The following is a 14,209-nucleotide window of genomic DNA, read 5'->3' on the forward strand; positions in this document are numbered from 1 at the left end:
ATGACAACTTTATTAAATCCCTATTTTGGTGAGTTTGGTGGCATGTACGTGCCGCAGATTTTGATGCCTGCCCTGCGCCAGCTTGAAGAAGCGTTTGTCAGCGCGCAGAAAGATCCGGCCTTCCAGGCGGAATTTACCGACCTGCTGAAAAACTACGCGGGTCGCCCGACGGCGCTGACCAAATGCCGTAACCTGACCGAAGGCACAAAAACCACCCTGTACCTCAAGCGTGAAGATCTGCTCCACGGCGGCGCGCACAAAACCAACCAGGTGCTGGGCCAGGCGCTGCTTGCCAAGCGGATGGGCAAAACCGAAATCATCGCCGAGACCGGTGCAGGCCAGCACGGCGTGGCATCAGCGCTCGCCAGCGCCCTGCTCGGCCTGAAATGCCGTATTTATATGGGTGCGAAGGATGTAGAACGTCAGTCGCCGAATGTGTTCCGTATGCGTCTGATGGGTGCCGAAGTGATCCCGGTACACAGCGGCTCTGCCACGCTGAAAGATGCCTGTAACGAAGCGCTGCGCGACTGGTCTGGCAGCTACGATACCGCGCACTACATGCTTGGTACCGCTGCGGGCCCACACCCGTTCCCGACCATCGTGCGTGAATTCCAGCGCATGATCGGGGAAGAGACCAAAGCGCAGATCCTCGAAAAAGAGGGGCGTCTGCCGGATGCGGTTATCGCCTGCGTCGGCGGTGGTTCCAACGCCATCGGCATGTTTGCTGATTTTATCGATGACGAAAGTGTGGGCCTGATCGGTGTCGAACCTGCGGGTCACGGCATTGAAACCGGCGAGCACGGTGCGCCGCTGAAACATGGCCGCGTGGGTATTTACTTCGGCATGAAGTCGCCGATGATGCAAACCGACGAAGGCCAGATTGAGGAGTCTTACTCTATCTCCGCCGGGCTGGATTTCCCGTCCGTCGGGCCGCAGCACGCGCATCTGAACAGCATCGGTCGCGCGGATTATGTCTCGATTACCGATGACGAAGCGCTGGAAGCGTTTAAAACCCTGTGCCGCAACGAAGGGATTATCCCGGCGCTGGAGTCTTCTCACGCGCTGGCTCATGCGCTGAAGATGATTAAAGAAAACCCGGAAAAAGAGCAGCTGCTGGTGGTTAACCTTTCCGGTCGCGGTGATAAAGATATCTTCACCGTTCACGATATTCTGAAAGCACGAGGGGAAATCTGATGGAACGCTACGATAACGCATTTGCTGAACTGAAAGCCCACAAGGAAGGCGCGTTTGTTCCCTTCGTCACGCTGGGCGATCCAGGCCCGGAGCAGTCGCTGAAAATTATCGACACCTTAATTGCTGCGGGTGCCGATGCGCTGGAGCTGGGGATCCCGTTCTCCGATCCGCTGGCAGATGGCCCGACCATTCAGAACGCCACCCTGCGCGCCTTTGCCGCGGGCGTGACCCCGACCCAGTGCTTTGAGATGCTGGCGGCTATCCGCCAGAAGCATCCGACCATTCCGATTGGCCTGCTGATGTATGCCAACCTGGTCTTCAGCAAAGGTATCGATAATTTCTACGCCGAATGTGCACGCGTGGGCGTTGATTCGGTGCTGGTCGCCGATGTGCCGGTAGAAGAGTCTGCACCGTTCCGTCAGGCGGCGATGCGTCACAACGTCGCGCCGATCTTCATCTGCCCGCCAAACGCCGATGATGAACTGCTGCGCCAGATTGCCTCTCACGGTCGCGGGTATACCTATCTGCTGTCGCGCGCGGGCGTTACCGGTGCGGAAAACAAAGCGGCGCTTCCCCTGCATCATCTGGTGGAAAAACTGGCCGAGTATCACGCTGCCCCTCCTCTGCAGGGCTTCGGAATCTCATCGCCAGAGCAGGTCACCGCAGCGATTGATGCCAATGCCGCAGGCGCTATCTCCGGATCGGCGATTGTGAAAATTATCGAGCGCAACGTCGATAAGCCTGAGCAGATGCTGACTGAACTGCGCGACTTCGTCACCGCGATGAAAGCGGCGACGCGCAAGGGCTGAGTCTTCTGACCGTCTGGCAACCCGCCAGACGGTTATTCCCCTTTAATACTGTCCGCGTATTTACGCACCAGCCGAAACAGACTCCCCACCTCGTCTTCCTGCCAGTCGCTGAAAATCTGGTTCATCAGCGTCATACGCGCCTGCGCGATTTTCATCGTTAACGCCTTTCCTTGCGCCGAGGTGGAGACTTCGGAAACCCGTTTATCCGTCGCGCCTGGCTTTTTCTGCACCAGCGCTTGTGCCTCCAGACGTTTAACCTGGCGACTGACGGTGGTGTAATCGCGCCCCAGCCTGTCGGCAAGTTCGACCACGCCCAGCGGGCCGTAGCGGTCGATGGTGATGAGCAACGGGAACAAAATTTGATCCAGCGAGACGCCCGCCTCTGACAGCAGGGTGTTGTCGCGTTGCGGCTGATTCATTACACCCATGATATCCAGCAGCGCGCCGTGAAAATCCGTGACATCGTATTTATGTGCATATTGCATATATTTTCCTGGCGAGTATAGTGCTCTAAAAGATATGTGCATTTTACACATATCCCACAACAGGAGAAAGTGTATGAAAGCAGCCGTTGTTTATGATCCGCTCGCTGGGCCAGTTTACGCCGATTTCGCAACACCTAACGCTGAGCCAGGCCAGCAGCTCGTTCGCGTTACCGCCTCGGCAATCAGCCATGTGGTGAAAAGCCGGGCTTCCGGTAAGCACTACAGTTTTGACGGTACACTGCCCTTTATCGCCGGGATCGACGGAACGGGCGTCACCGAAGAAGGTCAGCGCGTCTATTTTGCCTTTCCGCCGTCCCCATGGGGCAGCATGGCGGAGTTTGCCCCAGTCGATGTGAATCTCTGTATTCCCTTACCTGAGAGGCTGGACGACGCCACCGCCGCCGCGATGGCGAATCCGGGGATGTCGGCGTGGGCCGCACTGGTGACGCGCGCGCAGTTTCAGCCAGGCGAGACCGTACTTATCAACGGGGCTACGGGCAGTGCCGGGCAGCTTGCGGTGCAAATTGCCCGCTACCGTGGCGCCGGGAAGATCATCGTCACGGGACGCAATCCGCAGGCATTGTCCCGCCTCAATGCGGATGTGAGCATACTGCTGAATGACGATAACGCGCGCATCGGACAAGCGTTTGCTGAACAGGCGGCCCAGCAGATTGATGTGGTGATCGACTATCTGTGGGGGCAGAGCGCGCTCGCTATTCTCAACGCTCTGGCAAAGCATACGCCAGGGCTGACGCCGGTGCGTTTTGTTCAGGTCGGCTCACTTTCCGGCGCGGAAATTGCGCTGCCGAGCGCGGTACTGCGCGCCTCTCCGATTCAGTTAATGGGCAGCGGGATTGGTAGCCTGTCGCTGGCACAGCTCATTCAGGCCACGGGTGAGATGTTTCAGGGGGCGGTTCCCGGTGGATTCACGATTGCCACCACCAGGGCACGGCTGGAAGATGTCGCTCAGGCATGGTCACAGGATGACAGCAAAAAACGCACGGTGTTTGTGATGAACTGATGGCAAACGGCAGAGCCTCTACGACTTAAGGGTGAGGACAAAATTGATCGGGTCGAGCTTTTGGGTGGACGACACTTTTCAAATTGGATCGTAAGAGTATGATCCCCCTTCTTTTCGGCACTCTGCCGTTTTAAATCCTTCTGAGTTCAGAGGTTTACACATGTCATGGCAACACTTCAAACAGGCTTATCTGATTAAGTTCTGGTCCCCTGTTCCTGCAGTCATCGCTGCGGGTATTCTCTCTACCTACTATTTTGGCATTACCGGCACCTTCTGGGCGGTCACAGGTGAATTTACCCGCTGGGGCGGACAGCTTTTGCAGCTGGCGGGCGTGCATGCCGAAGAATGGGGTTATTTTAAGCTGATTCATCTGGAGGGCACTCCGCTCACCCGCATCGACGGGATGATGATTATCGGTATGTTCGGCGGCTGTTTTGCGGCGGCGCTGTGGGCCAATAACATCAAACTGCGTATGCCCCGCAGCCGTATTCGTATTGCGCAGGCCATCGCGGGCGGAATTATCGCCGGGTTTGGCGCGCGTCTGGCGATGGGGTGCAACCTGGCGGCCTTCTTCACGGGTATTCCTCAGTTTTCCCTGCATGCCTGGTTTTTCGCCGTGGCGACCGCCATCGGTTCTTACTTTGGCGCGCGTTTCACGCTGCTGCCCATCTTCCGCATTCCGGTCAAAATGACCAAAGTCAGCGCCGCCTCACCGCTCACGCAAAAACCGGATCAGGCTAAGCGCCGTTTCCGTCTGGGGATGCTGGTCTTTTTCGCGATGATTGCGTGGGCACTGTGTACCGCATTTAATCAGCCAAAACTGGGGCTGGCGATGCTGTTTGGCGTCGGCTTTGGGCTGCTGATCGAACGCGCGCAAATCTGCTTTACCTCGGCGTTCCGCGATATGTGGATCACCGGCCGCACCATGATGGCAAAAGCGATCATTGCCGGGATGGCGGTCAGCGCCATCGGTATTTTCAGCTATGTGCAGCTGGGCGTGGAGCCAAAAATCATGTGGGCCGGCCCGAACGCGGTGATTGGCGGTTTGCTGTTTGGCTTCGGTATTGTGCTGGCGGGCGGATGCGAAACCGGCTGGATGTACCGTGCTGTAGAAGGACAGGTACACTACTGGTGGGTCGGTCTCGGCAACGTCATCGGCTCGACTATTCTGGCCTATTACTGGGACGATCTCTCGCCTGCACTCGCCACTAGCTGGGATAAGGTCAATCTGCTGAACACCTTTGGTCCGTTGGGCGGGCTGCTGGTCACCTACGCCCTGCTGTTGATCGCCTTTTTACTGGTTATCGCCCAGGAGAAACGATTCTTTCGTCGCACCGCGCGTAACACTGAAACACAGGAGAATGTGGCATGACGCAAATTGTCCCTGATTATCGCCTCGATATGGTTGGCGAACCTTGTCCGTACCCGGCCGTCGCCACCCTCGAAGCCCTGCCGCAACTGAAGAAAGGGGAAATTCTGGAGGTGGTGAGCGATTGTCCTCAGTCGATCAATAACATTCCACTGGATGCCAAAAATCACGGCTATACCGTGTTAGATATTCAGCAGGACGGCCCGACCATTCGCTATTTGATTCAGAAGTAACGCCCCTCTCACAACGTTCCCCAGCGGGAACGTTGTTCCCTCCGCATTGCCGATGAAAAAACAACCAACACGTTGCGTTAGCTCTCATTTTCTTTTTATCACGAAGAATACTGTATCCACAGTTTCCATGAGGATAATCTGATGAAAAAGTTACTGATATGTTGTCTGTTCGGCAATACCGCCCAGTCGCTTGCCAGGAAAATGCAGCATGCTGCTGATGCGCGCGGAATGAAACTGCTGATAAGCGCCGTCGGGCTGGATAATTTCGCCAGCGTCGCCCCGGCTTTTGACGCCTTTTTAGTCGCGCCGCATATTCAATATAAGCTTGAAGAATTACGGGCAGTGATTGGCGAAGGCCAGCCGATCACGGTTATCGAAAGCTATCCGTTTGCCTCACTGGACGGTGAGAAAGTGCTGGAGTTTGTACTTAAGCATATGCCGGAGCTGGTGGCATAGCGTTGATCAATGAAAACTGGCCGCAGTACGACCAGTTTTTTACGAGCGTCGAAGCAATCAGAAACGATAACCCGCCGAGAACATAAACACCCATGGGTCCAGGCGCGTATGAACGCTCTGCTGTTCGCCGCCAGCCTTGAAGCGCACGTCGGTGTCGATATCCATATACCAGACGGACATGTTCAGCAGCCAGTCGCGGTTGATCAGATAATCCAGCCCGACCTGCCCCGCAGCACCCCAGGAATCTTTCAGACTCAGATCGGAAAGACCATTCTCTTTACCCGTATCGTTAAACTTCTCGTCGAAGAAGGTGGTGTAGTTCACACCTGCACCGATATACGGACGCACTTTGCTGCTGGCATCACCAAAGTACCACTGCGCCATCAGGGTTGGCGGGAGCTGATGAACCGTTGCAATATTTCCCGTCGGACCGGTGCCGACTTTGTGGCGGAATGGCGTTGCCGCCAGAAGTTCAATACCGACATTTTCCGTTGCCATATAGGTGAACGTCAGGCCCAGTTGGGTATTGTTGCTGACGTTAAAGCCGCCCAGACTCCCCAGCACATTGTCCGATCCCTCTGTCGGACGAACCGTTGCCGAACCCGCACGAATAAAGAACTCGCCCGCTTCATGTGCGTACGCACCGCCAGAAATACTGCTTAAGATCAGGGCTGCCACTGCTAACTTTTTCATATCCGCTCCATCGTTGTGGTTTTATTGGCGCGGTGAATATACTCATAAATAAGTAACAAGTGATCTAACTCAGATCACACTTGGTCTGGTAATTTAACATTCATTGATCCAGATTAATTTTTGCCGTGCAAACGGACATGCATATTCTCGTCTCAGGTCAATTTTGCAAAATGACCGAGGCTTTACAAAGATATGCTTTTCCATACAAGTCATGGTGCTGCCACGACAGAGTTATCCAGGGTACAATTGCCCGCTTATTAATACCTGCAATACTCAAGGAGAGTGCATGTCTATCACGGCGAAGTCCGTCTACCGTGACACGGGGAATTTCTTCCGCAATCAGTTCATTACTTTTTTACTGATCGCCTTGCTTTGCGCGTTTATCACGGTGGTGCTTGGCCATGCGTTTTCGCCGAGTGATGATCAAATTGCCACCCTGAGCCAGGGCGATCATCTCGCCGGCAGCGGCGGGCTATTTGATCTGGTTCAGAACATGACGCCAGAACAGCAGCAGATTTTGCTGCGCGCCTCTGCGGCATCGACCTTCTCGGGTTTGATCGGTAATGCGATTCTGGCGGGCGGTGTCTTGCTGATGGTTCAGCTCATTTCTGCGGGACATCGCGTCAGCGCCCTGCGCGCCATCGGTGCCAGTGCGCCTGTACTGCCTAAACTGTTCATCCTGATCTTTTTGACCACCATGCTGGTGCAGATTGGGGTGATGCTGGTGGTCGTGCCGGGTGTACTGCTGGCAATTATCCTCTCGTTCGCCCCGGTGATGCTGGTGCAGGACAAGATGGGAATATTTACAGCCATGCGCAGCAGTGTAAAACTGGCATGGGCAAATATGCGCCTGGTGGCCCCGGCGGTGATCAGCTGGCTGCTGGCCAAAACCCTGCTGCTGCTGTTTGCACCGAACTTTGCGGTATTGACGCCAAACGTCGGTGCGGTGGTTGCAAACACGCTGAGTAACCTGATTTCAGCCGTGTTGCTGGTCTATTTATTCCGCCTGTATATGTTGATTCGCCAATAGTTTCCCTGAAAGCAGATAATGGAATCGAAGAATGAAGCAGTTTCTTGATTTTTTACCGCTGGTCGTGTTTTTCGCGTTTTACAAGCTCTACGACATCTATGCCGGCACAGCCGCGTTGATCGTCGCGACGGCCGTGGTGCTGATTTACAGCTGGGTGCGTTACCGTAAAGTCGAAAAAATGGCGCTGATCACCTTTGTACTGGTGGCGGTGTTTGGTGGATTAACCCTGTTCTTCCATAACGATGAATTTATCAAATGGAAAGTGACGGTCATTTACGCGCTGTTCGCGGGTGCGCTGCTGTTCAGCCAGTGGGTGATGAACAAACCGCTGATTCAGCGCATGCTAGGAAAAGAGATCACCCTTCCTCAGGAAGTGTGGTCGCGCCTGAATATCGCCTGGGCGCTGTTCTTTATCCTCTGCGGGCTGGCGAATATCTACATTGCGTTCTGGCTGCCGCAGAATATCTGGGTCAACTTCAAGGTCTTTGGCCTGACGGCGTTGACGCTGATTTTCACGCTGCTCAGCGGTGTGTATATCTATCGTCATATGCCTCATGACGATAAGTAATAAATAAAACAAAGTAGTCATATACATCAATAATTTAACACCAATCTTGATGTGTGATTATGATTAAAAGCACGCTTAAATGTACACTTTGTACGAAGCGTGCTTTTTTTTCAGCGGCGTTTTGCGTAGCTCCTTCCAGTTTCGCCACGTTCCGCTTTACCACGCCCGTCTCATCCGACATCATGCCCGTGCCATAAATCAAATATTTTACGGTGCGCACCAATTTTTCTCCCTGCCCTATACTTTCAGTCTGACTGGCTGGAGGTTTCTATGTGTGGACGCTTTTCACAATCAATGACCCGCGATGACTATCTGGCTCTGTTGGCTGATGAAGCCGACCGCGACATTCCATACGACCCGGAACCTATTGGCCGGTACAACGTCGCGCCCGGAACCAAAGTGCTGCTGCTGAGCGAACGAGACGAGGAACTGCATCTCGATCCGGTGTTCTGGGGATACGCGCCCGGGTGGTGGGATAAACCGCCACTGATTAACGCGCGTGTCGAGACGGCGGCCACCAGTAGAATGTTTAAACCTCTCTGGCAACATGGCCGAGCGATCTGCTTTGCTGATGGATGGTTTGAATGGAAGAAGGAAGGCGACAAGAAACAACCCTACTTCATCCACCGGGCCGACGGTCAGCCAATATTCATGGCAGCGATCGGCAGCACGCCGTTCGAACGCGGTGACGAAGCAGAAGGATTTTTGATTGTGACGTCTGCAGCAGATAAAGGCCTTGTCGACATTCACGACCGCCGGCCTTTGGTTCTGTCGCCAGAAGCGGCCCGGGAATGGATGCGTCAGGACGTTGTCGGGAAAGAAGCGGAAGAGATTATCGCTGATGGTTCTGTGCCAGCCGACAAGTTTATCTGGCACGCCGTGACGCGCGCCGTAGGGAATGTGAAAAATCAGGGGCCAGAATTATTACATTCAATAAACGCAAATCCTTAATCACAGCCTGCTATGCGTCAAACATAGAGAAGAGCAAGACTGCAATTCGATATAAAATTTACTTAAAATCATACGTCGTCACTTTAGGGGTAACCCACAAGATTTATGGCGCTTATTTATTCATATATGGATAAAATACGAAATTAAGAAAATAGAAGCACTGTAGTTTATGAAAGCATGCATTTTTTACAGATCTTGCTTACTGAGTGAGTTTTTTTATGGCATGATACTTACGCCCTTAGTTAGCAATACATTTTAATACAGGATAATCAACATGTTGTTTAAAATAATCATTCTTTCTATCCTTGGACTCGCAGCCTTATTCTATCTATTTGTAATACCCCCTCTTGTTGCAACAGGTATGATAGAAACATCTAAAGCTAGTATTTCCTTATCCATACTATTGCTTTTCCAAGTGTGGCTCTTAACCGCTGAATATGCTTATAACTCTGCATCTGTTCTTTTTGGATTCAAGCGAAAAAGCTTATTAGGGATTGATTACATATCTAAAAGACTAAATTTAAAGCCTGCTCATTTAGATGGATTCGCTGTTCTTACATATGCATTCCTGTCATATCTTTGCATGGTTTATTTTTATGGTGTTGTTTATATGTTCATATCAACCTTTTCACCTGATTCTTTTTCATTGGCAAGATTGGGTTTCATTGATGGCATATATTTTTCTTTAGTAAGCTCATCTACTGTTGGGTTTGGTGATATCGCGCCTAAAAGTCCAGCAGCTAAACTAATAGTCATATCTCAAATAATTATTAGCATGTTATATGTGGTAATGCTATTTTCCTCTGCAGTAAGTTACATCCGTAACGATCTGGACCAGAAAAATTAAAACAACCATGTTGAGTTTTTCCTTTAATAATATGAGCGAGAGACAGGAAATGCACTTTAATCATTTTACGATCAGTAGATCTGTAAAACGCGTTGTGTAACGCGGCGACAGCATTTCGCGCTTCATCTGCCACTGCTGCTGTATGCCCTGCCCGGCAAAGTAGAGCGTGCCTTTACCGCCTTTGGCATTGAGTTGGTCAAGGACCTGCATCAGCTGTGCACTTCCTCCACGCGGCGCGTTCTCGTCGAACAGGTTTAGCTGAGCAACCCCCTGGCTGAAGAAGTCGCCGAGCATAATGCCTGCCTTCTGGTACCGGTGACCATCCTTCCAGATTTTGTCCAGACACTTTACAGCGGCGTTGATGATGTCGCGGGAATCCTGTGTAGGGGTGAGAAGCTTCATTGATGCGCTATTACCGTAATATGGCTCGTTAAGCGCAAAGGGAGATGTCTTCACGAACGCCGAGATAAAACGGCAATACTGGTGCTCCCCGCGAAGCTTTTCTGCGCCACGGGCAGCATAGGAGCAAATAGCCTGCCGCATTTGCTCATAGTCGGTAACGCGTTCGCCGAATGAACGACTACAGACGATTTCCTGTTTTGCGGGGGCAAACTCTTCCAGATCAAGACAGGGTTCGCCACGCAACTCCCGGACTGTTCGCTCGAGGACCACGTTGAAGTGTTTGCGGATAATCCATGTGCTTTGTTCTGAGAGGTCCAGAGCCGTTTTAATGCCCATAGCGTTCAGCTTCTTACTGATGCGCCTGCCAACTCCCCAAACATCCTCTACAGGCACGATAGCCAACAACCGACGTTGCCGATCGATATTGGACAGGTCCACTACTCCACCAGTCTGGCGTTGCCATTTCTTGGCCGCGTGGTTTGCCAACTTAGCGAGCGTTTTTGTCTGCGCGATGCCAACCCCGACAGTCAGATGCGTACGCTTCAGAACTGTCGCGCGGATCTCTTTGCCGAAGTCAGTCAGGTCCCGGCAGTTGCGAACACCTGTCAGGTCACAAAAAGCTTCATCGATACTGTAAATTTCGACGCGGGGGCTCATTTCCTCAAGCGTCGTCATTACCCGGTTCGACATATCAGCATACAACTCATAGTTGCTGCTGAAGCAAACAACGCCAGCGCGCCGGAAAAGCTCCTTTTGCTTGAAGAATGGTTCTCCCATGGTAATTCCAGCGGCTTTGGCCTCGGCGCTGCGCGCAATTACGCAGCCGTCATTATTCGAGAGAACTACAACCGGGCGCCCCCTCAAATCAGGCCGAAACACCGTCTCGCATGATGCGTAGAACGAATTCACATCACAGAGCGCAAACATGTTCAACTCGCCGATTTGACGATGAAAGTCACGACGCCGAACACATCGAGCGTGTCCTCGCTGCCGACGATAATCGGCGTGTAAGCGCTATTCATCGGATTGAGTTGAACGGTGGGGCGAAGCTGCAGGCGTTTGACTGTGAACTCCCCTTCTACCGCGGCGATGACAATGTCACCGTGCTCCGCAGTCCGGGAGCTATCAACCACCAGCAGATCACCGTCGCTAATCCCGGCCTCGATCATCGAGTCGCCTGCGGCTTTGACGAAATACGTCGAACTGGGATGGGACACAAGCAACTCATTGAGATCGATGCGTTGTTCTACGTAATCAGCAGCCGGGCTGGGGAACCCGCATTGCACCAAATCGCTGAACAGCGGGATAGCAATAATTTCGCGTAACTCTGCCGGTCTGAACAACTCCATAATGCATACCTCAAATACTGTTTTTATATACAGTAGCTTCATCTGAGGCACTGATCAAGATGGGCATTCGTGTGTGGTTGACTACTTCATAGCCGCTTCGTTTCTAAGCCTGTAACGCTGTTGGAATTTTGGTGTTTGTAAATTTCAGAAGGAAATGCGCTGATTGCTCATTTTAAATACTACATGAAGGGATTTTCGTCTGAAGAAACTGGGTGAATGGTATGCGTAACTACACCTACTAGGCGAACATCATCAAGCGCCTCGCCTTCGATGGCCTCGCCATCGTCAGTGATCAGCGCATCACCGGCCCAATATGCATGCTGCTGTCGGCCGCAAAACCAGATGAGTAATGTGTCTCCGCGCTTAAACAGCGTTGAGTTCTCAATGACATCATAGCCTTCCTGCGTTTCAACAATGCTGGCTGAAGAAGAAAGGAATGGCTCAGAGACCGCGGCGAAGGCGGAGTTTATGTCTGCTGTGCGTGACATGTTCACCTCACAAATAACTGTATATTTATACAGTATCGCTTAATGTGAGGGTCGATCAAGTGGATGTCAGGTGTTAAACTCTATGTACACGAAAACATTGAAATTTTACTTACTGGATGATGAGCGACTTAAAAAATGGATAAAAACAGTCCAAATATAAATTTACTAAAAATAGTTGCAAGTTTTATGGTGATGCTTATCCATGTATCTGCTGTCAACTTCCCAAAACTTGGAAAGGCAGAGTGGGATGTATCCAATTTTTATAATTCGTTCTCACGTGTTTGCGTCCCAATTTTCTTTATGATCTCTGGTTATTTTCTTATCACAAGAGACGAATCTGCTGCAACATTCTATAGGAAGAGATTTACGAAAATAATCCCTCCTCTTGTTTTCTGGAGTGGTGTTTTTTATTTATATAATTATATATATGTAGGGGCTCCACTTTACAGCGTGGCTGAGCTATTAAGCCGCCCTGCGTCTGCGCATCTTTGGTTTCTATATGCAATGTTTGGGCTTTATTTGTTTACCCCTTTCATTTCAAAAATATACAACAACAGTAGCGTAAAAGAGAGATTAATTTTTATTGGTATTTGGTTTGTGACATCATCAGTAATACCTGTAATGAACTCAACCTTTGGAATGACTATTAGCACAGGATTATTTCAGCTAGCCACCATATATGGATACATAGGCTTCTTTTTCATTGGTGCGTGGATAAAAGACAATCAATCGGAAAGGGATCGTTTCGCAGCAGTTGCTTCGCTGTTTTTATACATACTATTAAGCTTGCTAACCATGTATCTTACAAAACAATTTAGCTATAACTCTGGCAAGCCTAACGGAACATTCTATAGTTACCTATCACCATTTGTAATTATAGGTGCTATGGCATTATTTTATTTCTTTATCTCTATTAAAATCGACAATATTATTGTAGTTAAGATTGCCAATGTATTTTCTTCTTTTGCGCTAGGGGTTTACTGCATACACACCTTATTTATATGGCCTCTGGCAAAAGAATTTCATATAGGTGGTGATGTTAACCCTACTGAATACTATATACTGATAACCACACTAATTGTGTTTTCCACATCCTGTATATTTTCTTATTTCGGCTCAAAAATTCCATTTGTGAAAAGAGTGTTCTAATAGGCGCCCCAGTGGGGCGCTTTCTTCATTAGAAATTACGGGACACTTCTCTCCAAAGTCCCTCAGATGTATACGAAAACATCATCACGCTGCCAGCTGCCGGGGTCACGTTGGCTGAACCTTTCAAGCGTATTGTTCCTGGTGTTGTACCATGCGCAACGGTAACACTCCCGTTAAACTGCACAGTAACAACCTTCCCAGGTAACGCCCCGTTCATTGTTGTCATTGTAAATGCAGACGCAGGAGAGAGCAGGAAGCTATCATAGCTTATTACGTTAGGGTTAGCCGTTGCTGTAAATGTTGGCATGCTTGGCGCATCAACCTTAACTGTTGCAACTGTACCCGCAAACAATCCAGCCGTCCCTGGCGGCATGTAATCATGTGAAGGGAAAGTAATCACATGTCCATTTAGTGAACTGGCGTTATTGAAAAGATAGCGATGCGATGTGCCGTATACTATTGCTTTAATAAAATGCGGTGATAATGGGGCATTAATATAGATGGCATCGTTAATACCTGCACCAGAAAGCCCAGCATTTGTAATGCGGACATCAAATGCGAATCTATTGCAGCTAACCGGAACAAGTGCAGAGGACTGGGTGTTGAGTATTTGAGCACCACCAGACACCTCGAGGCATGATGCAAAAGAAATACCATAACCACCACAATTGTTTACTCTGGTATCAGGCTCGATGTAAATATTATCACATTGAGTAAATGTCATTCCATTTCTTGTTGCACTGTTCACCCTGATATTTTTCAATATGATTTGGTCAGTATGATCAGTATCGGAATCACCTGAGCAATTAACACCATCTCTTCCGGCAGACTCGATGGTAATATCTTCAATGACAAAGTTTCTGGATCTGATCGCATGGTTAAGAGTGTCACCCTCTATGGACACTGCGTCATAACCTGTAGTGCCAATCCTTATGTTTTTAAACTTGCCATTCACTACGTTAACCTGTGCCGTGACTGCTTTTCTATCAGCGTTAGGGATATATATATCTTCAGCGTAGAAATCTTCACAACCTGCGAATCCAATGGCATTGTCAAGATTACCAGATCCATTAGCGGAAACGGAACCACCGCTAATTCCAACTCCCTTTATCCTGCCACTCTCTGAAGTTAGTGAACCACCAAACCCGATACAGTATCCTTTATT

Annotated in this window: 16 protein-coding genes and 1 pseudogene; 12 read left to right on the plus strand and 5 right to left on the minus strand. The window is 50.5% G+C overall.

From position 1 onward, the window contains the following. Positions 1 to 1,194, plus strand: coding sequence for a tryptophan synthase subunit beta (gene trpB, locus ACB496_RS11430; RefSeq protein ID WP_100779961.1), 1,194 nt, complete (start codon positions 1 to 3; stop codon positions 1,192 to 1,194). After that, a complete protein-coding gene (trpA, locus tag ACB496_RS11435; protein ID WP_371972539.1) occupies positions 1,194 to 2,003 on the plus strand; it encodes a tryptophan synthase subunit alpha in 810 nt (269 codons plus the stop codon). Before trpB ends, trpA begins: the two co-directional genes overlap by 1 nt. Positions 2,004 to 2,035: 32 nt before the next feature. Here trpA and ACB496_RS11440 read toward each other — a convergent pair whose 3' ends face one another. After that, entirely contained in the window at positions 2,036 to 2,488 is a 453-nt protein-coding gene (locus ACB496_RS11440) for a MarR family winged helix-turn-helix transcriptional regulator (RefSeq protein ID WP_100779959.1), read from the minus strand. A 73-nt stretch (positions 2,489 to 2,561) separates the two neighbouring features. Here ACB496_RS11440 and ACB496_RS11445 point away from each other — a divergent pair, with 73 nt between their 5' ends. From ACB496_RS11445 to ACB496_RS11460, 4 genes are all read left to right on the plus strand, one after another. Further along, entirely contained in the window at positions 2,562 to 3,509 is a 948-nt protein-coding gene (locus ACB496_RS11445) for a zinc-binding alcohol dehydrogenase family protein (RefSeq protein WP_371972542.1), read from the plus strand. A gap of 160 nt (positions 3,510 to 3,669) precedes the next feature. After that, a complete protein-coding gene (gene yedE / locus ACB496_RS11450) occupies positions 3,670 to 4,881 on the plus strand; it encodes a selenium metabolism membrane protein YedE/FdhT (RefSeq protein ID WP_371972544.1) in 1,212 nt (403 codons plus the stop codon). After that, a complete protein-coding gene (gene yedF / locus ACB496_RS11455) occupies positions 4,878 to 5,111 on the plus strand; it encodes a sulfurtransferase-like selenium metabolism protein YedF (protein ID WP_100779956.1) in 234 nt (77 codons plus the stop codon). The genes yedE and yedF overlap by 4 nt, the downstream gene beginning before the upstream one ends. A gap of 141 nt (positions 5,112 to 5,252) precedes the next feature. Further along, positions 5,253 to 5,567 carry a PTS sugar transporter subunit IIB gene (locus ACB496_RS11460; protein WP_107703440.1) on the plus strand — a complete coding sequence of 105 codons (315 nt, stop codon included), beginning with the start codon at positions 5,253 to 5,255 and terminating at the stop codon, positions 5,565 to 5,567. Positions 5,568 to 5,624: 57 nt separating this feature from the next. Here the strand turns inward: ACB496_RS11460 and ompW are convergent, their stop codons facing one another. Beyond that, positions 5,625 to 6,260, minus strand: a complete 636-nt coding sequence (gene ompW, locus ACB496_RS11465) for an outer membrane protein OmpW (protein ID WP_100779954.1) — start codon at positions 6,258 to 6,260, stop codon at positions 5,625 to 5,627. A gap of 174 nt (positions 6,261 to 6,434) precedes the next feature. On the opposite strand from ompW, the pseudogene ACB496_RS11470 reads away from it, so the two are divergent. From ACB496_RS11470 to ACB496_RS11490, 5 genes and pseudogenes are all read left to right on the plus strand, one after another. After that, positions 6,435 to 6,521 (plus strand): annotated as a pseudogene (locus ACB496_RS11470) (YkgJ family cysteine cluster protein); the annotation flags it as partial. 25 nt (positions 6,522 to 6,546) lie between these two features. Then, positions 6,547 to 7,290 (plus strand): YciC family protein, encoded by a 744-nt coding sequence (locus ACB496_RS11475; protein WP_100779953.1) that lies wholly within the window; start codon positions 6,547 to 6,549, stop codon positions 7,288 to 7,290. A 31-nt stretch (positions 7,291 to 7,321) separates the two neighbouring features. Next, positions 7,322 to 7,858 (plus strand): septation protein A, encoded by a 537-nt coding sequence (locus ACB496_RS11480; RefSeq protein ID WP_371972547.1) that lies wholly within the window; start codon positions 7,322 to 7,324, stop codon positions 7,856 to 7,858. A gap of 270 nt (positions 7,859 to 8,128) precedes the next feature. Further along, entirely contained in the window at positions 8,129 to 8,809 is a 681-nt protein-coding gene (locus ACB496_RS11485; RefSeq protein ID WP_371972548.1) for an SOS response-associated peptidase, read from the plus strand. A gap of 274 nt (positions 8,810 to 9,083) precedes the next feature. Further along, positions 9,084 to 9,656 (plus strand): ion channel, encoded by a 573-nt coding sequence (locus ACB496_RS11490; protein ID WP_232929767.1) that lies wholly within the window; start codon positions 9,084 to 9,086, stop codon positions 9,654 to 9,656. Between the two features lie 60 nt (positions 9,657 to 9,716). Here the strand turns inward: ACB496_RS11490 and ACB496_RS11495 are convergent, their stop codons facing one another. From ACB496_RS11495 to ACB496_RS11505, 3 genes are all read right to left on the minus strand, one after another. Then, a complete protein-coding gene (locus ACB496_RS11495) occupies positions 9,717 to 10,985 on the minus strand; it encodes a Y-family DNA polymerase (RefSeq protein WP_371972550.1) in 1,269 nt (422 codons plus the stop codon). A gap of 2 nt (positions 10,986 to 10,987) precedes the next feature. After that, complete coding sequence (locus ACB496_RS11500; RefSeq protein ID WP_371972552.1) at positions 10,988 to 11,407, minus strand: translesion error-prone DNA polymerase V autoproteolytic subunit; 420 nt, start codon at positions 11,405 to 11,407, stop codon at positions 10,988 to 10,990. A 179-nt stretch (positions 11,408 to 11,586) separates the two neighbouring features. Continuing rightward, on the minus strand, positions 11,587 to 11,895 hold the full coding sequence (locus ACB496_RS11505) for a hypothetical protein (protein WP_371972554.1): 309 nt from the start codon (positions 11,893 to 11,895) through the stop codon (positions 11,587 to 11,589). Between the two features lie 135 nt (positions 11,896 to 12,030). Between ACB496_RS11505 and ACB496_RS11510 the strand changes: the two genes are divergently transcribed. Continuing rightward, positions 12,031 to 13,044, plus strand: a complete 1,014-nt coding sequence (locus ACB496_RS11510; RefSeq protein ID WP_371972556.1) for an acyltransferase — start codon at positions 12,031 to 12,033, stop codon at positions 13,042 to 13,044. Positions 13,045 to 14,209: the final 1,165 nt, after the last annotated feature.

It is taken from the genome of Lelliottia nimipressuralis (genome assembly GCF_041464075.1).
GTDB classification, from domain to species: Bacteria; Pseudomonadota; Gammaproteobacteria; order Enterobacterales; family Enterobacteriaceae; genus Enterobacter; species Enterobacter nimipressuralis.